At 51.5% G+C, this 21,394-nt stretch carries 19 protein-coding genes and 2 pseudogenes; 10 read left to right on the forward strand and 11 right to left on the reverse strand.

All coding sequences use genetic code 11. The features are described from left to right. Window positions 1-374: 374 nt before the first annotated feature. A complete protein-coding gene (locus WC7_RS12785; protein ID WP_016153304.1) occupies window positions 375-1,370 on the reverse strand; it encodes a 2-dehydro-3-deoxygalactonokinase in 996 nt (331 codons plus the stop codon). 29 nt (window positions 1,371-1,399) lie between these two features. Next, complete coding sequence (locus WC7_RS12780) at window positions 1,400-2,554, reverse strand: iron-containing alcohol dehydrogenase (protein ID WP_016153305.1); 1,155 nt, start codon at window positions 2,552-2,554, stop codon at window positions 1,400-1,402. A gap of 291 nt (window positions 2,555-2,845) precedes the next feature. Here WC7_RS12780 and WC7_RS12775 point away from each other — a divergent pair, with 291 nt between their 5' ends. The 7 genes from WC7_RS12775 to WC7_RS12745 all read left to right on the forward strand — a co-directional run bounded on the left by WC7_RS12775 (window position 2,846) and on the right by WC7_RS12745 (window position 9,300). Further along, window positions 2,846-3,646, forward strand: a complete 801-nt coding sequence (locus tag WC7_RS12775) for an IclR family transcriptional regulator (RefSeq protein WP_016153306.1) — start codon at window positions 2,846-2,848, stop codon at window positions 3,644-3,646. A gap of 1 nt (window position 3,647) precedes the next feature. Beyond that, complete coding sequence (locus tag WC7_RS12770; protein ID WP_016153307.1) at window positions 3,648-4,598, forward strand: 2-dehydro-3-deoxygalactonokinase; 951 nt, start codon at window positions 3,648-3,650, stop codon at window positions 4,596-4,598. A gap of 42 nt (window positions 4,599-4,640) precedes the next feature. After that, the gene (locus WC7_RS12765; RefSeq protein ID WP_016153308.1) at window positions 4,641-5,276 is read left to right on the forward strand and encodes a 2-dehydro-3-deoxy-6-phosphogalactonate aldolase; all 636 of its coding nucleotides are present in this window, start codon (window positions 4,641-4,643) and stop codon (window positions 5,274-5,276) included. A gap of 22 nt (window positions 5,277-5,298) precedes the next feature. After that, on the forward strand, window positions 5,299-6,273 hold the full coding sequence (locus tag WC7_RS12760; RefSeq protein ID WP_016153309.1) for a Bug family tripartite tricarboxylate transporter substrate binding protein: 975 nt from the start codon (window positions 5,299-5,301) through the stop codon (window positions 6,271-6,273). Between the two features lie 53 nt (window positions 6,274-6,326). Next, window positions 6,327-6,866 (forward strand): tripartite tricarboxylate transporter TctB family protein, encoded by a 540-nt coding sequence (locus WC7_RS12755; RefSeq protein ID WP_016153310.1) that lies wholly within the window; start codon window positions 6,327-6,329, stop codon window positions 6,864-6,866. 2 nt (window positions 6,867-6,868) lie between these two features. Then, window positions 6,869-8,380, forward strand: coding sequence for a tripartite tricarboxylate transporter permease (locus WC7_RS12750; RefSeq protein ID WP_016153311.1), 1,512 nt, complete (start codon window positions 6,869-6,871; stop codon window positions 8,378-8,380). Between the two features lie 155 nt (window positions 8,381-8,535). Further along, a complete protein-coding gene (locus WC7_RS12745; RefSeq protein ID WP_016153312.1) occupies window positions 8,536-9,300 on the forward strand; it encodes an IclR family transcriptional regulator in 765 nt (254 codons plus the stop codon). 135 nt (window positions 9,301-9,435) lie between these two features. Here the strand turns inward: WC7_RS12745 and WC7_RS27130 are convergent. Further along, a pseudogene (locus WC7_RS27130) lies at window positions 9,436-9,546 on the reverse strand (Arm DNA-binding domain-containing protein); the annotation flags it as partial. 337 nt (window positions 9,547-9,883) lie between these two features. Between WC7_RS27130 and WC7_RS12740 the strand changes: the two are divergent. Further along, complete coding sequence (locus tag WC7_RS12740; protein ID WP_016153313.1) at window positions 9,884-10,393, forward strand: hypothetical protein; 510 nt, start codon at window positions 9,884-9,886, stop codon at window positions 10,391-10,393. Between the two features lie 112 nt (window positions 10,394-10,505). Here the strand turns inward: WC7_RS12740 and WC7_RS12735 are convergent, their stop codons facing one another. From WC7_RS12735 to WC7_RS12700, 8 genes and pseudogenes are all read right to left on the reverse strand, one after another. Then, window positions 10,506-11,966 (reverse strand): hypothetical protein, encoded by a 1,461-nt coding sequence (locus WC7_RS12735; protein WP_016153314.1) that lies wholly within the window; start codon window positions 11,964-11,966, stop codon window positions 10,506-10,508. A 53-nt stretch (window positions 11,967-12,019) separates the two neighbouring features. Beyond that, window positions 12,020-13,591, reverse strand: a complete 1,572-nt coding sequence (locus WC7_RS12730; protein ID WP_016153315.1) for an SLC13 family permease — start codon at window positions 13,589-13,591, stop codon at window positions 12,020-12,022. A gap of 56 nt (window positions 13,592-13,647) precedes the next feature. Next, window positions 13,648-14,283, reverse strand: a complete 636-nt coding sequence (locus WC7_RS12725) for a hypothetical protein (RefSeq protein WP_016153316.1) — start codon at window positions 14,281-14,283, stop codon at window positions 13,648-13,650. A gap of 37 nt (window positions 14,284-14,320) precedes the next feature. Then, complete coding sequence (locus tag WC7_RS12720; RefSeq protein ID WP_016153317.1) at window positions 14,321-14,791, reverse strand: CYTH domain-containing protein; 471 nt, start codon at window positions 14,789-14,791, stop codon at window positions 14,321-14,323. A 280-nt stretch (window positions 14,792-15,071) separates the two neighbouring features. Next, window positions 15,072-16,025, reverse strand: a complete 954-nt coding sequence (locus WC7_RS12715) for a LysR family transcriptional regulator (RefSeq protein ID WP_016153318.1) — start codon at window positions 16,023-16,025, stop codon at window positions 15,072-15,074. 194 nt (window positions 16,026-16,219) lie between these two features. Beyond that, window positions 16,220-16,364, reverse strand: a pseudogene (locus tag WC7_RS26705) (IS3 family transposase); the annotation flags it as partial. A gap of 466 nt (window positions 16,365-16,830) precedes the next feature. Further along, window positions 16,831-17,226 carry a VOC family protein gene (locus tag WC7_RS12705; protein ID WP_016153321.1) on the reverse strand — a complete coding sequence of 132 codons (396 nt, stop codon included), beginning with the start codon at window positions 17,224-17,226 and terminating at the stop codon, window positions 16,831-16,833. A 668-nt stretch (window positions 17,227-17,894) separates the two neighbouring features. Continuing rightward, window positions 17,895-18,944: an alpha/beta hydrolase gene (locus WC7_RS12700; RefSeq protein ID WP_016153322.1), complete on the reverse strand. Its 1,050-nt coding sequence runs from the start codon at window positions 18,942-18,944 to the stop codon at window positions 17,895-17,897. 219 nt (window positions 18,945-19,163) lie between these two features. Between WC7_RS12700 and WC7_RS12695 the strand changes: the two genes are divergently transcribed. Then, window positions 19,164-19,844, forward strand: coding sequence for a heavy metal response regulator transcription factor (locus WC7_RS12695; RefSeq protein WP_016153323.1), 681 nt, complete (start codon window positions 19,164-19,166; stop codon window positions 19,842-19,844). Between the two features lie 15 nt (window positions 19,845-19,859). Continuing rightward, entirely contained in the window at window positions 19,860-21,329 is a 1,470-nt protein-coding gene (locus WC7_RS12690; RefSeq protein WP_016153324.1) for a heavy metal sensor histidine kinase, read from the forward strand. Window positions 21,330-21,394 lie beyond the last annotated feature (65 nt).

Raw genomic sequence — 21,394 nt, forward strand, 5'->3', positions numbered from 1 at the left:
ATGAATGAGCACAACATTCTGCCATCTTCATTTTTAGTGGGTACGATAACGGTATAATAAACAAACAAGGCCCCGTTAGGTTCACTGATACGAATGCCGCACTGCCAAGCTGAAAGAAAAACTCCATTGTCTCAATGATTTCAACTCGCTGAGCAGGCTGATGAACTGACCATCCTCCAGAAGGCCGCGACATACTCGCGAAGCGCCTGCATGGCCTGCGGCCTGAGGATGACCTGGATGTGCCTACAGGCTTGAGGAAATTGCCCAATAAAATCATTGTTATCTCTTACACATCCGGTCCTTATGTGCTGTATGCGAAACAGTGAAAAACCACAAAGCCCCGCGTAGCCTGCGAGGCTTTGTTATCTGGTGCGTTACGTCATCTGACGGGCAATATACCCTGCCCCTTTGATCGCCAGTTGGGCGATCTCGTCTTTATCACAGATAAAATGGACCGGGTTCTCAAGTCCATATCGGCTGCGCCATAAAGAACGATACATTTCGCAGCGCTGCCGCTTGCCTGTCAGCACAATGTCGCCTTGCAGAGAAAAGCCTAAACGCTCGGCCTCATCAAAAAGTTTCATGTCATCCGCCGCCAGCGCCGCCTGACAAAAAAATGTTCTTTCGACTGCGGTGCACGGCAACGAGAACTCGATAAAACGCGTAAACAGCAGCGTGCGCAGAAGGCCCGCATGATGCACGCTATCACAGGCATATTGCAGGATGTCCGCCGAGAAAAAATCGTCATCCTCTTCTTCCAGCATACTGGCGCCAATAAACGTCTCTTTTTTCACCGCCGCATAAACCTGCCCGCTCAGACTGGTAATACTGCCGGCGATTCTTCCCTGCGCGTCAATGTGGATAAGCTTGGTTGTTGAACCCAGTTCGATCATCGTCAGCGGCAGGTTCCTGTAAAGCGACGTCATCAACCCCACGGCCTGAGTCTCTTCCCCCCGCATCAGGTCGATATCCCGCAGGCTGGACCAGCTACGATCCGCCTGCGCATTTTTGATACCAGGGACAAAACGGATCTCCAAATCCAGAGGCAGTATTGCGGGATCTTTTACCTTCACCACCCGGGAGACAAGCTGCTCAAGGCTCACCGGAGCGGTGATATGCGGTATCTCCAGCAGCCCGAGGTTAGAGGTGATCATTCCCGAGGCAATCGCAAAACGCACATCACCAGTCGTCAATTGGTTAGCGTGCAGCAGTTCACTTATCCCTGCGGCAATGGCGTCTCTGAAATCCCCCTGAGAACGGGCCTTCCCGGAGTTAACGCCAACAGCGAGGAGATGTTCAGCAACGATCTCCTCATCGCGTAACAAATAGAACCTGGTCTGGGTTGAACCGCTGTCGATGATAATAATCATAAGCTTGCTCCTGAGGCGGTGGCGTGGGTTTAGAGGCTTTGCTGATAAATGGCGCGAATCTCATCGGCATCAGGCACGCGGGGATTATTCGCAAGCACGACGCGCATCGTGGTAGTGGCATTGCCAATAAACCAGTCGAAATGTTCCTCTTTAACGCCCAGAGAGCTGAGCGACGGCAGCATATTGACGTAGCCCAGCAGCGAACGCACCGCATCAATACTGCTTCTCGCCGCTTCTTCTTCGGTCATATTGAGGGTATTCACGCCAAGCGCTTTGGCGATAGCGGCGAATTTTTGCGGCGCGCTTTGCCAGGTGAATTCCATAAAGGCCATGTAAATGGCGGCAATGCCTTCAGCATGTACGACATCAAGCAACCCGCCCATCGGGTGCTGCAACGCATGGGGCAATGTCGTCCCGGCACAATCAATCGCCATACCCGCTAGCGAACTGGCAAAAGAGACTTTTTCCCACGCCTCAATATTGGCGGCATCGTCATAAACCTGCGGTAAATATTTGCCAATCAGCTCAAGCGCCTGTAATGAAAGCATTTCACTCATCGGATGGGCATTTTTCGAAATAAATGACTCCAACGAATGAAACAGGACATCTGCTCCCGGACCGGCAATAACGCGCCGGGGTAACGTCAGCATTAATAAAGGATCAATAATTGCCGCCTTCGGATAAATCAGCGGGTTCACCAGCCCTTTTTTGTCATTGGTTTGTGGATTCGTAAATACCGCCGTTTTATTCGCTTCACTGCCCGTGCCTGCGGTAGTCGGAATTAACACTACCGGTAGCGCCGAATCAGCCGGAGTTTGTCCAAATACATAGTCCCAAATTCCTCCGCTATTACAGGCCATAAAGGCAATGCCTTTTGCCATATCCATCGCGCTTCCCCCGCCGATGCCGACAATCACATCACATTGCTGTTCACGGGCGAACGCAGCCCCTTCATCGACAAGGGTTGAAAGCGGGTTCTGCATGAAACGGTCAAAACAGACGGACGTCACGCCCGCCTGCGTCAATGCCTCAACCAACGCCGCCAACTGCCCCGTGGGCTTCGCACTATCTGAAGCAATAATCAGCGCCTTTTTGCCGTATTGCGCGGTAATTGTTCCCGCCTGTGCCAGTTTCCCCTGGCCAAAATAGAAATTAACCGGATTAACGAAATTAAATCCTGACATAATTTTTCCCTTATGGTGTGAATTCACGATGAAGTTAATGCGGCGCGCGATGCCCATTAATAATCAGCCATTCGCCTGAACGAGAAGCTACTCAATACGCATCACCGACAGTCCAAAATATATATTTCACCCTGAACCTCAATTGTGATTAATATCGCTTTATTCACCCTAATAATCCCTATATATGAAACACGAGTTTATAATGTGGTATTGTGTGAGCGAATTCATATTTCCAGTTAATTGACTATGGAAATATACCGCCATCAAATAAGCGACCTGGCGGAAATTATCATGACCTCCTCTCCTTCGACTGTGAACGGTGTACAAACGTTACTGCGCGGACTGGCTGCCATCGAAGCGGTTGCCGCAGGACATCATGATTTACGCGCAATCAGTCAGCACATTTCCGCACCGCGCAGTACAACACATCGTCTGATCAGCGCCCTGGTCGCTCAACGATATTTGCGACAAATTTCCAGCCGGGGCTATTTTCTCGGGCCAAGGCTGATTGAGCTGGGCGGCGCATCGCTTGCTGGTTATCCGCTACGCATCGCTGCCCGCCCGCTGCTCGAAGCGCTGGCTCAGCTCACTCAGGACACCGTCCATCTCGGCATTCGCGAGCAAGGCGACGTGTTGTATATCGATAAAATTCCCGGTACCCGCGGGCTGGAGATGCGCTCGCGCGTTGGGCACCGTATGCCGCTGTTTTCGACTGGCATTGGCAAAGCGCTGATGCTCGGCGCGACGATGGCGGAATGGCAGCACTTTTATCGACTGCATAATCCCGGCGCGGACGCCGGTTCCTTTATTCGCAGCATGCACCATTACGCTGAGCGCGGTTACACCCTGGATCTGGAAGAAAACGAACTCGCCATCCGCTGCGTGGCGGCACCGATTCGGGATGCCGGAAATCATGTTGTCGCCGCTATTTCCGTCGCCAGCATCGCCCCCTACATGCCGGATGAACGCATGCAGGAGCTCAGCGGCATCGTAAAACGTTACGCTGAGGACATTTCCGCAGAGCTGGGCTGGGTGGCACATCGAACCTCTCTGATTTATCCCTTCGTCTCTACGCATGCAAAAGGATCCTGATATGACTGCATTGATCGCCCTGGATTGGGGAACCAGCGCGCTACGCGCCTACCGCTTAGCCGCAAACGGTACCGTGACTGCACGGCGGGAACTTCCCCACGGCATCATGAAATTACCCGACGCGCCCAATCGGCTGATGAGCTTCCGTCTGGCCTTCGACCTGGCCTGCGCAGACTGGCTGGCAGCCGATCCCGCCTGTCCGGTTATTGCCAGCGGCATGATTGGCAGCGCCCAGGGCTGGCAGCCCGCGCCCTATTTGCCTGCGCCCTGCGATGCTCGTCAGTTGGCGGAGCAGTTAACCCGCGTCGATGTCGATGACCAGCGCTGCTTCTATATCATTCCAGGCGTTCAGCAAACGAACCTTTTGCCGGAAGTGATGCGTGGAGAAGAAACCCAGGTGTTCGGCGCAATCGCGGGTGATGAACGCCTGCGTGATGTTCAGGCCAGCGGCAGAGAATCGCTGATTGCCCTGCCCGGTACGCATTCAAAATGGGTGAGCGTCACGCAGGAGAAAATTGACCGCCTGCGTACGTTTATGTCGGGGGAACTTTACGATGTGCTGCGCCACCATTCGATACTGGGGCTGACGATGCAGCCCCCTGAAACTCCTGACTGGCAGGCTTTTGCTGAAGGCATCCGCGTCGCCCGCCAGCAGCCAGGCAATTTGCTCGGCTCTCTCTTTTCGGTGCGCACCCGGCTCCTTTGTCAGCAGCTATCGCCGCAACAACAGCCGGACTATCTCTCGGGTCTCCTGCTGGGCAATGAGCTTGCCATCGCGCTGGATGGGATCTCCGCCGATACCGACATCACCTTAATTGGTTCGCAGCCGTTGTGTCAGCGCTACCAGCGCGCCATGGCGATTTTTGAATGCCGCAATCCGGTGTATATCGCTCCCGGAGCGGCGGAACAGGGAATGTGGCAGGTAGCGCGTTACGCCAGTCTTGTGGCCTGATTTCCCGTTGACCTTTTTCTCGACCAACACCAGGAACTGACTATGGATTTTATCACCACGCTATGTCAAACCGGTCTGATTGCCATTCTGCGCGGTATACCGCCCGAACAGGTTGAAGCCGTCGGAGCCGCCCTGTATGAACAGGGATTCCGCATCATCGAAGTCCCGCTTAATTCGCCTGAACCCTTGCTGAGTATTTCACGCCTGTGTCGTATTTTACCTTCGGACTGTTGGGTGGGCGCTGGAACGGTGATGACCGTGACTCAACTGCATGACGTGGCGCAAAGTGGCGGCCAGCTGATTATCTCTCCCCATACCGATCCGGTATTAATTGAAGAGACAAAGCGCGCGGGATTGATAAGCCTCCCCGGGGCGGCGACGCCAGGCGAGGCTTTCAGCGCGCTGGCGAAGGGAGCGGATGCGGTGAAACAGTTTCCCGCTGAGGCGATCCCTCCCGTCGTGGTGAAAGCGTGGCGCGCCGTGATCCCCGCGGCGATCCCGCTGCTGCCCGTTGGTGGAATCACGCCGCAGGCAATATCCGACTATCGCGCTGCCGGAGCCAGTGGATTCGGCCTTGGCGGCGCGCTTTACCAACCAGGTATGACAGCAGAGCAAGTGGCCAGTCGCGCCGCTGACTTCGTGACCGCCTGGAGAACGTCCTCGCCCCTTAATACATAAAAAGAACCAAACGGAGTTGACTATGAAAATTCAAAAATTTACCTCTGGATTATTAACCTCGCTGTTAGCCGCCAGTTCATTACTGCTGGCAAGCCCGACTCAGGCGGCGGATTATCCTACGCGCCAGATAGAGCTGATCGTCCCCTTCGCCGCTGGCGGCGGCACCGATCTGGTGGCGCGCGCATTTGCTGAAGCCTCTAAACCGCACTTTCCGGTCGGCGTTGGCGTCATTAATAAGCCTGGCGGAGGCGGCGCAATTGGTTTTAGCGAGCTTGCTGCATCGCGCCCTAACGGCTACAAGCTGGCGATGGGCACCGCCGAACTGACTATCCTGCCCTCTCTGGGAATGGTGAAGTTCAAAACGGAGGACTTTACTCCACTGGGTCTGTTCAATATGGAACCCAGCGCCGTGACCGTTAAAATCGACGCACCATGGAATACGCTGGAAGAGTTCCTCGCCTGGGCGAAAGAGAATCCGGGCCAGGTCAGGGTAGGCAACTCAGGAACGGGCGCAATCTGGCATCTGGCAGCCGCGTCGCTGGAAGATAAAACCGGCGTGACCTTCAACCACGTTCCTTTCGATGGCGCGACGCCAGCCGTCACCGCGCTTTTAGGCGGGCACATTGAAGCCGTTACGGTGAGCACTGCGGAAGTCCTCAACCAGGTTGAGGATGGCAAGCTGAAAACACTGGCCGTAATGAGCACTCAACGTGACGCCAACATGCCTGACGTCCCCACGCTTCAGGAAAAAAACATCGATCTGTCGATCGGCGCATGGCGTGGGCTGGTTATCTCCAGCAAAACCCCGCAAAACGTGATCGATTTTCTGACCACCGCTATCGCCGCCACTGCCGATGAACCCTCTTTCAAGGAAGCGTTAGCCAAAATGCGCCTCAACTATGTCTGGCTCGATCGTGCTGAATTCCAGGCATTGCTTGAAGAGCAGCAGCGCGATTTCTCCGTCACCATCGAAAAACTGGGCCTCGGTCAAAAATAACGGTGACGTCCGGCCAGCCCCTTCTGGCCGGATAGTCCTAATGGGAGTCGTTTATGGTTGAAAATCCGTTAACTCCGACAACGCCGCCACCAGCGTCTACGGCAGAACGACAATGCTACATTTTGGTCGCTCTGCTGCTCTGTCTGATCGCCGTAGTGGTGCTGACGATTGCCAAAAGCTTTCCTGCAACGTCCATTTCTACGGATATCGGTGCGGGCGCATTTCCTTCGGTTTATAGCTGGTTGCTGATTATTCTCTCGTTGATCTTAATTGCTGGTCAGTTCTCTGGTACCACGCTACGCCAGCTGATGGTTCTACCCACTCGCCCCACTCAGGGGTTTGGACGCTGGACGGGGCCGTTTTGTACCGTCGTCACCTGCGTGGCATACCTCTACGCCATGCAGCTTTTTGGCTACCTGGTCGCAACGGTACTTTTTATGATGCTGATTATGAAAATCTCCGGTATCCAACGCTGGTGGGTTAATGGGCTGCTGGCCATCGTGCTCTCCATTACGCTGTATATCCTCTTTTCGCTGGCGCTTAACGTTCCGCTGCCGGAAAGCAGCCTCCTGGAATCGCTGACTCTGGAGTAATTATGTCCCAATTTGATCTTATACTCGGCGGCGTAAATAGCTTGCTGGCCCACCCGGAAGCCATTTTATTTTCAATGATTGGCGTCTGGCTTGGCATCCTGGTGGGCGCGTTACCGGGCCTGACTGTCACCATGAGCGTTGCCGTAATGCTGCCTTTTACCTACGGCATGGATCCGATTTCTGGCTTACTGATTATCTCCGGCGTCTTTTTTGGTGGCGTTTATGGTGGTTCGATTATTGCCATTCTGCTCCGGATCCCCGGCACGCCAGCCGCCGCGGCAACGGCGATTGACGGCTATGAACTGACGAAAAAAGGTCAGGCCGGTGTGGCGCTGGGCACGGCGACTTTCTCCTCTTTTTTCGGCGGCACCCTCAGCATAATCGTGCTGATGTTCCTCTCGCCGATTCTGGCCGAGGTGGCGCTAAAATTCAGCGCCGCAGAGACGTTTGCGCTGGCCGTTTTCGGCTTAAGTATTATTGCCAGTATTTCCGGTGAATCGCTGATTAAGGGGCTGATCGCTGGCGTTGGTGGTTTGCTGGTCGCGACCATTGGCCTCGATCCGATGGGCGGATTTCCGCGTTTCACCGGCGGTTTTGTCGAGCTGATGAATGTGCCTTTTATCCCGGTGATGATTGGCCTGTTCGCCACTGCAGAAGTGCTTAAGTCGCTGGAAAAAGACGAGGTAGTGAGCAAGACGGTGCAGTACGCTATTGGTCGAATCATTCCGCCGTGGTCTACGTTCAAACGTCTTATTGTCACACTGCTGCGCTCCTCCGGTCTGGGGGTGTTTATTGGCATGATTCCCGGCGCGGGGGCGGATATTGCCGCTTTCGTTTCTTACAATGAAGCGAAGCGCTTTGCCAGGCCGGAAGATCAGTTTGGCAAGGGTGAACTCAAAGCGGTTTCGGCCTGTGAAGCAGGCGCTAATGGCTGCACGGGCGGCGCGCTGTTACCTATGCTGACGCTGGGAATTCCTGGTGACGCCACGACGGCGGTAATGCTGGGCGCGCTGACGCTACAGGGAATGCAGCCCGGGCCTCGACTATTTACCGAACACAGCGATACGGTCTATATGCTGTTTGTCGGAATGCTGTTTTGCTATCTGATGCTGCTTATTCTTGGCCTGGTTTCCGTTCGTTTCATCGCCAAAATGATCAACATTCCCAAGAGCGTCCTGACTCCGCTGATCCTTGCACTGTGTATCGTCGGCACCTATGCTCTGAACAACAGCATGTTTGACGTCGGCATTATGCTGGTCGCGGGCGTGATCGGCTATTTCATGCAAAAAGGCGGTTTCCCTGCATCTCCTGTCGTGCTGGCACTCATCATGGGGCCGATGGCGGAAAGTAACTTCCGTCGCGCGATGTCGCTGTCCAACGGGAGTTTTGATTTCATTTATACCCGTCCCATCACCGCCACGCTCCTGCTATTGGCGATGCTGACTCTGTTTGGCCCAATGGTACGCAAGGCCATAGCCGCAAGACGCGCACGTAAAAATCAGTTGCTCTCCTGAATGAGCAGAAACGGGCAGAAAATCCGTCACTGTTACACGGAATTTCTGCCCGCTGTGGCGAAATCACGGCGCGGTTACATTTTTATCGCACAGAATCGGTTATTGTTATCGTACTGATCTTAAACATGAATATGACCACTGTATCAGGGTGAATTATGGATGCTCAACCTACCGAAATTACGGGAGTACAAACCCTACTGCGCGGTCTTGCTGTTATTGATGCCGTCGCGTCAGGATGTCGGGATTTACGCAGCGTCGGCGAGTTTACCGGAACCAGTAAAAGCACGACCCATCGGCTGCTCAGCGCGCTGGTACAACAGCGTTTTCTTCGCTTCACTCACCACGATGGCTATGCGCTCGGCCCACGCTTAATTGAGCTCGGCACCCGTTCACTGGAAAATACGCCGCTTTATCCTCTGGCGCGCCCCTTCCTGCAACAGCTGGCGGATTTTACCCGCGACACGGTTCATCTGGGGCAACGGGAAGGCGCGGAAGTCCTGTATATCGATAAAATTCCTGGCCAACAGGGACTGGAAATGCGCTCGCGTATTGGGCATCGCATGCCGCTGGTGCTGACCGGCATTGGCAAAGCGCTGTTACTCGACGCGGATGAATCCGAATGGCGTCAGCTTTTTTTAGCCCATGGCGAATTATGTCATCTCCCGGACTTCCTCGGCCGAATGCGCGGCTACGCCGACGCAGGCTTCGCGTTCGATCTTGAAGAAAATGAGCCGACGATTCGCTGCGTGGCGGCTCCGGTTTACGATGCCGGAAACCATGTGGTCGCGGCCATCTCCGTCGCCAGCACGGTCATCTATATGCCGGACGCGCGCATGCAAGAACTCGTCCCTCACGTCAAAGAGTGCGCTAAAAAAATATCGCAGGAACTGGGCTGGCGCGCCCCTTCTTTTACCCCGTAATCCCACCGCTTAATGTCAACATCCTTGAGTGTTAACGGGCGACATATCGATTGCAGCTATGTCGTCTGTTGCTGTCCCGCGAGTAGAGTGCTCCACTGCCGGGTTCTCCAACATGCAGGTTCGAAAACACACTCTTTTTCGTGCAAGAGAAGGATCGTTGCCAGCCGCGAATGTCCTTTTAGCCTCCTGACGCTGACTTCTGGCTTCAGCCAGAGAAACATCGGGGTAAACGCCAATAGCGGACAGGAATAATGAATAAAACCGATCGGCACGATCGACAGAATCGATTATGAACAAGCAAATGCTTTATCGTCGGACGTGGAAAACTAATCGAAAAAGAAGGACCAGACACAGCGGCAACGTGGAAAACGGTGTGTGTAGCAGCCTGCAAGGCCTGGCGGTCAATCTATTTTTGACGCAAAGAAACTAAGGTGAACTATAAGAGCAGGTTATCATTCAGATAAGCAGAATAGATTTTTTGTTTATAATTTATTATGTTAGCTTAAATTAAGATGCGGGATCGCACTCATCCTGGCTGCAATTCTGGTCTTATCTGATAGCACCACGCGTGCGGGAGGAAAAAATGAGTCAACCTGTTTATCAGAATATCGCGCAGGAAACGAAAACCTCCCTGGATGAATGCTTTGCTCAGCGTGTGATTCCTCTGGAGCAGCAGTATCTCGCCGGGCTTCAGGCGCTGAGAACAACACTTTTCGGTCAGCAGGAAATGGCTGAGCTTTCACCCGCGCAGCGTGACGAGCTGACCGCCTGGGTTGACGAACTCGATCGTCGCATCATCACCTACCAAACATTGTGCACCAAATATCTGAACGCCCTTAACTCTGAGCAGCAGCGTGAATTAATGACCTTTATGCTCTTCGGCGATACCCGGACAGCACGGGCACAGAAGAATATCCAGGAACATATACAGCTGCGCAGCGAAGCCGTGAGCAGAATCAACGAGCGGCTGGCCGATCTGCACTCTCCTGAAGCGCTCGAACGTCAGCTTCAACAGCGGCTGGAAAAAGAAATCCACATCCGCCGTTTTCTTGACGAATCCACCCACTATCGCCCTGTGCGTAAAACAGGCTGAACGGTTGCTCAGCTTTTATTGCCGGATGTCGGCGTAAACACCTTATCAGGCCTACAGATGTGGAACCCGCAGGCCTGATAGCGCGGCGCCATCAGGCATTTTATCTCTGTCGTCAGCCCTCTTCGCTTTCTGATTCCCCGGCAGTAAAAACTGGTTCAATGCGCTTGATACCCGCGCTGTTAATAATGATGCGTGCCCGCTCCAGAAAACTCTCTTTGCCATCCGTCACCCGATGAATAAGGTTGATGTGATAGACCTTTTCCCCGTACAGCACCTGCTCATCATCCAGAGTCGGTAATTCATTCAGCAACTCATCGGTGTATTTCAAAAAAGGGGTGATATCCAGGCGCGTAATATCCATCACAGAACGATTCACGGCGGAAAACATCTGGTCCCCGCCGCGCAGATGAACGTGTTTGGAGTAGTGCAAAATGTCTTCGCTCAGATAATAGTTTTGAATATCCAGAATGTGCACCTTACGGCGCATCGTCCTGACGTCATCGGGTAGCTGACGCTCCCCCACAAAGACGAAAGATTCGTTGCACTTACCGACCGGAGAGCGCAGGTTCTTATAAATTATCTGCTGTCGGTCAGGTAGCCAACGGCGAAATGTCGAAAACAATCGCGCCCGAAATCCCTCTTTCATTCTGTCTTTAAAGATATAGCCAATCACCATTGCGAGAAATAGTTGAAAGCTCAGCGCTCCATATTTCCCCTGCCAAATAAACGCCACCGCCGTCGCGAAAATCATCGCAATTGCCGCGGCGATTCCGGCAATGGTATGCGCCAGAAAGGTCTCGCCTTTTTTACGCCGGATATCCAGATACATTGGACTGCTGATATATTTTTTCAGGGTATTAACGTGATAAATCACCAGTTCGTTATCCGAATTAGGTGACGGGAAAGTCCCCGGATGATTGGCTTTGCGATACAGCATCTGCTCGCGCCAGAAAATACGCAGAGTATCGTATCCCGGTGAAGGCGAAAGATCATTGAGCAATTTACGCCCATAGTGCGTCAGCATCAGTGAGAGGAATTCGTCACCATAGTCAATGATGCGTAACGCATTGACCTCAGCCACCTTTGACATTTTTATCCGCATCCGACGATAGTTATTGAGAATATCCTCTGCGGTGGCGGCGAAGCTCAGCAGCGCCTGCTCCTGTTTGTCTTCGCTCAACTTGCCGATATAACGTACCTCTACGTGAAGCGCCCGTTTGAAGGTCAGGCAAAACATTTTGAGTCGGTATTCAAAACCCTGCGCAGAGGTATCTTTGCTCTGTTCGGTAATTAACCGTTCAATTGTCCCCAGCGTCTTCGGCACGCTGACGGACAATTTACGCAGCGACAGGGTGGGAGGACGCAGGCGAATATAGTTCTTCAGGTTTTGCTGAAAGGCCTGCGGCGGAAATGTCCAACGATTGATCTGCAAACTGGAAGGAAAGAATAGCCAGGTTTCAATATGGTAGTTTTCGCTTCGTAGAGGTTTGGTTCCGACTTTCTGCGGGAAAAAAATCCGCTGCTTAATTTCGATACAGCGTTTTCCTGATGCTTTTATCGTATCGCCTGGCATCTTTGCCTCCTGCAAATCAGGCGGTAATTTGAATTACCGCCTTCACATCAATGCTACCAGAGGGCGCTATTGAACCCCATCAGCGGCATGACATATTGAGTCCATAAAATCAGTAACACCCAAATAATAGCCATCTGGATAATACCATATTTGAAAGACTCGCCGGTCGAGTAGTGATCGAGCAGGTAACTGATGTTTGCGGGTTTAGAGTTAAAGTAGAGCACGTAAACCTGGTTAATCAGGAATGCCATCGGCAGACAGAATCCCACCACGTCCCAGCCGAACTTTTTAGCGATACTGATAATGATCGGGAACATAATGATGGTACGTGCCGTTTTACTTTCGCTCACCAGCGTGGTGATGGCGAACACGCCGCTCAGTACGGCAAAGACCAACAGTTTGCCGCCACCTGAAGGGTCGATCTGCCATTTATCAAACAGGCTGTGAATATAGAGGCCGACGATATCCGTCTGATCGACCATTCCGCCAAGGACGTAAGCACCAAAGCTGAACATCAGCATATGCCATGGAATGTCCGCGTCGTTCCACTTCATCACGCCCAGAGCCGGAAGTTTGCACACCGAAGGCATCAGAACAACGCAGGCACCCGCCACGGCGATAACTTCGGCACGCATACCGTGCACCCGGTCGGTCGCCCACAGCAACAAGACGATAATAAAGGTCAGCGCCGCGCGAACTTCACCCGCGCTAATCTTACCGAGCTGCGCCAGTTCCCCTTTCAGGCGATCCATGCCGCCTTCAATTTTCGGCTTAGCATCTTCTTTCTTAATGGGGAAAATCCAGCGAGTTCCGGTGTACCAGGCAATGGCACACTGAATCAGCGCCAGTGGACACAGGGCAATGAACCAGTCGCCGTAATAGACTTTGAATCCCGCCTGCTCCATCATCGCGACCGCCAGCAGGTTAGCTGCGGAACCGGTAATAAAGGCGCTGGCCGACACGTTATTCGCCAGCAGGTTCAGCAGCACCATGTTGCGCCCGACGTTATTGCGTTTTTCCCCGCCGGTCGCACCGTAGATGGCGGCGATAACCATAAACAGCGGTAACAGCAGCGCCGTTTTCGCAGAGGTCGCACTGATGAACGCCCCGAGAATCAGGTTGAGTAATATAAAGCACCAGAACAACAGCGAGATATTATTCCCCATACGTACCAACAGCCAGAGCGACATACGCTTCGCCAACCCTGTCACCACCAGGGCGCTGGCCATGATGAAGCTGGCAATGTTCAGGATCATTACTGGCTCACCCAGCATGGCAAACGCAGGACGCATCTTCATTGTGCCGGTCAGGATCACCGTGACGACCACGATAAGCGAGGTGAGATAGTTCGGAATCGCCTCCGTCAACCACAGCACCAGCGAGGCAAGAAAAATTCCCGTTGCGCTGTAACAGTTGGCCGGAGGAACTTTGGTTTGGGTATCGAACATTTCGATAGGCCCGACCCACTGCAAATGAAAGAACAGGAACAGCAGGATAGCCAGCGGCATACCGATGAATTTGATCCGCTCCATCCAGATACCGGCTTTAATCTCCTTGAATTTCTCCAGAGAGTAATTGCTCATATCCAGCGGATCGAAAACTTTCTTAGCGCCTTTGTCTGACATGGCCATGTCTCCTTATGCGCCTCCGGGGCAGCAAGCTACCCATGGAGGCGTGAATTTCACATGCCAACAACCTGTCTGGCGGCTTTCAGATAATTCGTGTTAGGCAGTTCGTCGAGCCCCAGCGCCGCAACCGCTGCCTTAATTCCGGCATAATCTTCACTTTCGCAACAGGCGGTTTCGACCATCGCACCGTTAAACCATACCTGCGCGTATTCGCTGATGATGCCGTTAACGGAAAAACCGTAGCGCATTTTCTCTACTTTAACCGGTACTAAATCGCTACTGGCCCGCGCCATATTGGTAAATTCTTCCAGGGTATAGCACTCTTTATCCAGCGCCATGTTGACCTGGAGATGCTGCAAAATGGTGGCTAACTCCTCACGCTGCACCGGGAATTGAAACTTGCCGCGCGGCTGGAAGATCTCATAGCCTTCCGGGGTTTCGCCGGTTTTCGTTTTGATATCCAGCAGACCGTCGCGGACTTTAACGTTAACCGTATCGGTATGTAGCGACAGAAAGTAGGTCTCTTCCGGCATCTTACGAGCCTTAAATAATGTGGCTTTGGCATCCCACATTTTTTCTTTTACCCGTTCGATAATGCCGTGGCCGAATACGCGGAACTCCGCGCGAGGAATGATTTTTTCAGCGTCGCTCGACGACGTGGCGGTATTCTTATCCATATGCGTAGCCATTGTGATTCTCCTGTTCCATTAAGAATGGTGAATGCCGCTATTTATCCCATTCGGTAAAAGGATGGGCGACCAGATTGGAGTTGAAGTAGCGCGGATCGCCGCTCACCTCTTCACCAATCCACTCGGGTTTATCGAACTGCTGATCTTCACTTTTCAATTCCACTTCTGCGACGATCAGTCCGGCGTTAACCCCCATGAATTCGTCGATTTCCCACACCACATCACCCACCGGGATTTTGTAGCGTTTCTTTTCGATAATGGGGCGCTCTGCCAGCTCATCCAGCATGGCACAGCAATCGGCATACGGAATTTCGTATTCATATTCAGTTCGCGTTGCAGAAACGGTAACTCCCTTGATGGTCAGGAACGCCTTATCGTTTATCGTCCGGATACGAACGGTTCTCTCTTTTATACTGCTGAGATATCCCTGACGATAAACGGTTCCCTCTGCAAGTGCGCGCCACTGCTCTGAGCACACCAGGAATTTCCTTTCAATTTCTTTAGCCATCTTAAGCCTCTCATTGTCGGAACATCTGTCGATAGTTATTCACTATCTCTCTTAATTGACTCCATATTAGGCAGGCTTCTGACAGGATTAAAAATTGTAAATCAGTATCAGACCTATAAGCTCAGTTTATAGGTTGATGCCGATCACATTTATTATTTTCTCATTAATTTTAGAGAGTTAAATTTGATAGGGGCGTAAGGAATGTGTTCGGCTTATAGGCTGTTTTTTCAGACATAAGCGTATGAGTCCTTGTTGTATCAAGGATAATGAACAATGCCACTTAGCGATGATTATGGAATATATTTTCCAGCAGCTCAGGAAAACTCCCCCACTCATTATCTGGAGTGTCATCATAAAGCAGTGAAATAAAGCCGAGGGCGGCGCGGGACAGTGAGTGCTCCCCCTGGTAAACAAGGTAGTAATCTACCGCGAGATTAAAACCTTTGACATGAAGTTCAACCAGCTCACCGCTGTTCAACTCATCGGATATCGCCAGATGAGGAATCACGGTTACGCCATAACCGCTGCCGATAAGCCGTTTAGTCGCCTCCAGATTAGAGAGCGTCACACGGTTTTGCGGAGCGGTGTTCGCTGAGTGACGTTTAAACCACGAATTTATTTTGGCTCTTATCCGTGTTCCTTTCTCACGCATAATGAAAGGTGATTGTAGTAATTCATCCGGACTCATATCCTGCCCGGCACATGTCGCCAGGGGGGAGTGCTTGCCCACCACTACTTTGTAGTTTTCCCGATGCAGAAATACCTGTTGTAACGGAGAGCGAATTACGGAACGTCCGGCAAAACCGATCTCAACCTCGCCGCTGGCGACCAGTTCCGCAATGTGGTGCGAGTTACCAGTCAGAATTTCCAGTTCAATTCCCGGAAAGCGTTCGTGGAAACGCTGAATAAAACGCGTGAGATAGTAAGTGCCCATCACGCCCGTCGCCCCGATGGTCAGACGGCCTACCTGTAGTGTACTGATGTCCTGAAACACGCTCTGTACTTCATCAAAAAGATGAAAAATACGCTGTGTGTATTCAAACAGGACTTCGCCTTCTTTGGTTAAACTAATTTGCCGACGGGAACGATCGAATAATGACACCTTCAGATAGCTTTCCAGTGCCTGGATCTGCATGCTGATGGCGGGCTGAGATAAAAAGAGTGCCTGTGCGGCCTTAGTAAAACTGCCGCTGATAACAACCTGGTTGAACGTCTTAAAATGGTCAATATCCATATTTAGGTACCAGCGGTTAGAGGTGCGTTTAACGATTCTGAATATGAATATACCGAATTAACACAGAAAAAGCAGGGGAGCATCCGTTCGTTTTACTGGATGACGTATTCCGGAAACCGCATGAGAAAAGGTGATAATGCCTCGCTGTCTCTAAAAGCCGAAGCGCATCCACGCAAACAGGGCGTTACCATTGTTATACGTACCTGTTCCGGGGTTATAGGGGAGGCTTTTGGCATTTTACACTGTCGTTCATCCCGCAGCTGCAACGGTGTAGTTCTGGCCAAGGACCAGTTGAGCGGATTCGCGTTTAAACTCTGCGCTGAAATTTCTTTTTTTCATTGGGACACCTGTATTGTTCTGAGATGAGCATATCACCTCTGCTCAGGTGGCCAAATTCAATAAACCACTACAGTAGAAATAAAAGGGATTTTGCGAATTTAACTAAAGGTGGTTAAGTAATAAGTGAATTAGCTCAGTTATATTACCAGGTGATAATAACCATTATTTGCAAGTAAAGAGTTAAAGTCGAAATTGCAATTTTCTGCAGGTAGACCAATGACGCTTTCTTTTGGCATCCGAAATTTTTATATTTCCGATCCAGAGGGGAATCTGCTTGAAATAGGAAGCACGAACGAGAAGTTAGGGGGCGCATGACGGAGCAGTTGCAGGCATGCTGACCTCAGCTATACAGAGGTGTCATATATGGCGATAGCCAAAACGTCTGCAGTCCCCAACGAGTTTAGTGTTGGTCCGGATAACCGTGTATCAACAGTCGGGTGTTATGCCTCAAGTAATGACACCCCTGTTAGCCTCCAAGCGGCGTAAATAACTCAATCAAGTTTTCCTCCGGATCGTACAGATGAACCACTCTCACACCCCATTCTGGCATATCTATTGGCTCGTTAATGAATTTAATCCCTTTTAACGAATAGGCCTCAAAGCTTTCATCTACATTATCAACCTCGAAACAAACCATTGATTTTTCGCGATATATTATCGATTTTTCTCTGTCAGCATTTCCAATAATTGGGGCCATCAGATCAGAAGTAAAGATAGCAAGACCTTCTATACCTTCGGCGACTTTGAAGCTGGCATAGCAATCTTCAATATCCCAGACAGCTTCCAAACCAAGCTTCTGGGTGTAGAAATTGAAACATTTGCGGTAATCTTTGACTAACAGTCTTACATTGTTGAATTTCATATATTTTCCCTTATATATTACATAAACCACAAAACGCAAGTTTGAACATCTGAGCGTGACTATTAATTTGGCTTATCAGAGATAAGCTCTGTCAAAATTCAGATATATCATCCTGGTGCTCCTTTGTATTCCTGAAAGTGCGATTATTCCAGTTCTGTTCCTGTATATTCTCTCATTGAGCTTATTGTTTGCGTTGACGACATCAGATTATAGCTTTTCTTAGCAAGTTAAAAGGTGTGTATCTGACTAATAGCACAACCGTGTTTGCATTTTCCCGCTGTGACCGTCCTGCAAGTAACCTGAAAGGCGTCGGGTATTAGCACTTAACGCCTTAAGTATTATTTTAAAGTTTTTTCCGACGAACAAGTCGCTTGAAGAGGAGAACGCCCGCCTCAAGAAGCTGCATGCCGAAGCCATGCTGGATAAGGAGGCACTCAATGCCGTAATGCTAAACCTAAAGTTGGCCTGGACCACGAAGTAAGACCTTACAGGCAAAAAATAATCCTCAGATGTCCCTGCCGTTTTATGAATTTCATTCATAGCGGCTATTTAATGTGCGTAATTATCTTTCCTCCCGACTTCGTTAGTCTTGGTCACATGCGGACACACTCTTTATGTCCTGATATGACCAGCCTGAGTGGCTGGCCAAAGGTATCGTCTGATAGGGGTTAAATACTCTTATCGAAGAAGACGTCCAGCTTTTGCAAAGCCTTGTCGACGTACTCAGGAACCCAATACGTCTCGATATGGGTAGCGCCATCGATCAGGAAGAGTTCTTTGTCTTTTGTACCGGTGGCTTTCGCAAACGCATCTTCCGTCATATAGAGCGTGTCGGCTTTTGTACCAGCAATCATCAGCAGCGGTTTATTGATGAGATTGATATGGTCCGTAACGTCAAAACTCATCAAATCTAACAGGCTACTTGTCGTGTATTTAAACGTAGAGTTCGGGTGCGCGTGAGTTTTCCAGTAGTACTCATAGCCCTGTCGATATAAGGCAAAAGGCAACTTAGCGATCTGTTCATCAGTCAGATTGGCATCACCGGAGTACAGGACTTCGCCTCCGGAAGCTTCCTGAGCACGTGCGTCAGAAGCCTGCTGAAGACGCTGCTGAATAGTATCCAGCTGTGAGTCCTGAAAACCGTTGCGGCGCACCAGGCCTGAATTAAACATGCTGATGGTTGCGATCGATTTAAACCGTTGATCCGTTTCGGCCGCAACAAGTGAATAACCGCCACCTCCGCAAATACCCAGCAGACCGAGGCGGGAAGTATCCACTCCCGGATACTGGCTGATGTAGTCAGCCATGCCGTGGATATCCTCGATGCGATTAGCGGGTTTATCCACGCTGCGAGGCATCCCACCGCTCGCGCCCTGATAAGCCGCGTCGGCAGTAATCGTGATGTAGCCCTGCTCGGCGAGACGCTGGGCATACAAACCTGCGACCTGCTCTTTTACGCCGCCATTCGGATGTGCAACCACCACGGCAGGGTATTTTTTGGCGGGATCGTAGTTAGCAGGGGTATAGACATTCGCAGCTATCTGTATGCCATGCAGATCGTACTTCACCGGATGAATGTTGACCTTGCCTTTGACGTTCTCAGTAATGGCGCCGTCATAGGCCAGGGTGAATGGATTTTTTTTGTAATCAGCCGCATTGACTGAGGTGGCCCCGGTTATTGCCGTGAGCAGTATTGCAGTTAACAGATTGAATTTCATGGTCTCTCCCGATGAGTTTCAGGCTTGCGGATTTAAATGTGCAGACTCAGGTTAGAGAGAGAGGCCTGTCAGCATCGTGACAGGAAAATAACATTTTTGTCAGCAAGCAGGCTGAGATGGCTTCATGTTTCTGACAATGCTGTCAGGTAAGCGTCAGCTTTATGTTGGCAATCAAGAGGCAGAATAAGCCCGATTGAACAGTTAAGAGGAAATCCCGTTATGCGCCTGTTGCTAGTCGAAGATGAAGAAAAAACGTCAACCTATCTCAACCGTGCGTTGAGTGAATCGGGATTTACGGTAGATGTCTCTGCAGATGGCGCTGAAGGTCTTCATTACGCACTGGAGCTTGACTACGACGCGATAATCCTTGATGTGATGCTGCCGGGGATGGATGGCTACCGGGTACTCGAGGGGCTGCGAGCCGTCAAACAAACGCCGGTACTGATGCTCTCGGCCCGCGGTTCGGTCGACGAGCGCGTCAAAGGTCTTCGGCTTGGCGCGGATGATTATCTCCCCAAGCCCTTCTCTCTTATCGAACTAGTGGCGCGTATTCAGGCACTGGTGCGTCGCCGAGCTACGGATGGCGCAGACATCACCCAACTGCAAATTCACGATCTGCATCTCGACCTGCTGGCCCGCCGCGTATTTCGCGCCGGAACGCGACTGGAGTTGACCGCAAAAGAGTTTTCCCTGTTGAGTCTTCTGGCCCGCCATCAGGGGGAGATTCTGTCAAAGATGATGATTGCCGAGCAGATATGGGACATGAATTTTGACAGCGATGCCAATGTGGTTGAAGTCGCCATTAAACGTCTGCGAGCCAAAGTGGATGCCCCGTTCGACGTCAAACTGTTACATACCGTTCGTGGCATGGGGTATGTCCTCGAAGTCCGGTCGGAATAAATGAAGAGGCTCAGCATGCCTAAACGTTCCATCTCCGTTCACCTGGCGCTGATGTTTGCCTTATCCGCGCTGCTGATTGTGTCTATTATCGGTATCCTGCTCAGAAGCTCCTTACATGACTCTTTGCAAAAGCAGATGCACAACGAGCTGCTGTTCCGGGAATCATTAATGAGTCCGTGGATCGCCGCACGAACCTCGGCTGACGGCTGGTCGACGTTGGCTAATAAATTTACTCTGCTAACCAATTCTGAAGGTGAGCGCGTTCGTTACTGGATAGTGAGCGATAACCCGCGCTTTAGCATGGGGGGAATACCACCGGTGGGCGTTCAGTGGTCTTCTTTGCAGGAGGGATTTAATAAAGTGCCCGGCGCATCGGAAGGTGCATGCTCACTGTTCCTGTTAGTGAAAACCATCCCCGCCAACGGTGAAAGGCCTGAGCTGCGCTATGTGGTTGCCATCGACTCTACGCCGTATATGGGCACACTCGATGCGTTCACACGAACGCTGCTGATTATTGTCGCGCTGGGCGTATTGATTGTCGCCTTACTGGGATACGTTGTTTCACGGATTGGCCTGCGTCCGGTGGGCATGCTCAGTCAGCAGGCACAACACCTTGCACCAGGTGACCATGGCCAGCGCCTGAATACCTGCGCGTTGCCCGAAGAACTGCAGCAACTGGCATCATCATTTAACGGTGTGTTAGAGCGTCAGGAAATCGCCTGGCGACAGCTCGAGAGCTTTAATGCCGATGTTGCGCATGAACTTCGTACCCCGCTGACTAACCTGATCGGCCAGACGCAACTCGGGCTATCACGCCGACGTTCACATGATGAACTGGAAGAGTTATTGGGTTCAAACCTGGAGGAGCTTGAACGCATGACGTCGATAGTTAACGACATGCTGTTCCTGTCTCATGCGCACGCGGGTGAACATGCTTCCCAGCTTACGCAAGTCTCCCTGCGCGAAGAAACCCTGAAAACAGCGGAATATGTTGAACCCTCTTTTGCTGAAAAACAGCTTTCGCTGGAGGTTCAGGGCGACGTCACGGCGCATATCGACAGGCGGCTGTTTCACCGTTCACTGGCTAATTTGCTGGAAAATAGCGCCAGGCATTCCCCCTCCAATAGCACGGTTACGGTGCGCTTAAGCGAAAAAGGCAATCAAGCTTGTGTAGACGTTTCTAACCCTGGCGATCCGATAGCGCCAGAGCACTTACACCGGCTTTTCGAACGGTTCTATCGTGTTGACACCTCCCGAGCCAGGAGTGATACCCATCATGGGCTGGGCCTGTCGATTGTCCGTGCCGTCGCCATTATGCACCGGGGAGATGTCTTTGCCCGTAGCGAGAACGGTATCAATACCTTTGGCCTGACGTTTGCTAAACAGCCTGACGCTATCCGAACCGGGAGACTTATTTCAGAGACAAAATCGGGATCTCCGCGCGCAAAGCCTTCTGACAAAATTGTCAGAGAGTCGTCAGTCTGATGTCAGGCTATCTGCGCCAGAATCACTGCTGATACTCACCACGGCTGATTGAAGGAATGAAACAG

The organism is Citrobacter sp. KTE151 (assembly GCF_000398845.1).
GTDB classification, from domain to species: domain Bacteria; phylum Pseudomonadota; class Gammaproteobacteria; order Enterobacterales; family Enterobacteriaceae; genus Citrobacter; species Citrobacter braakii.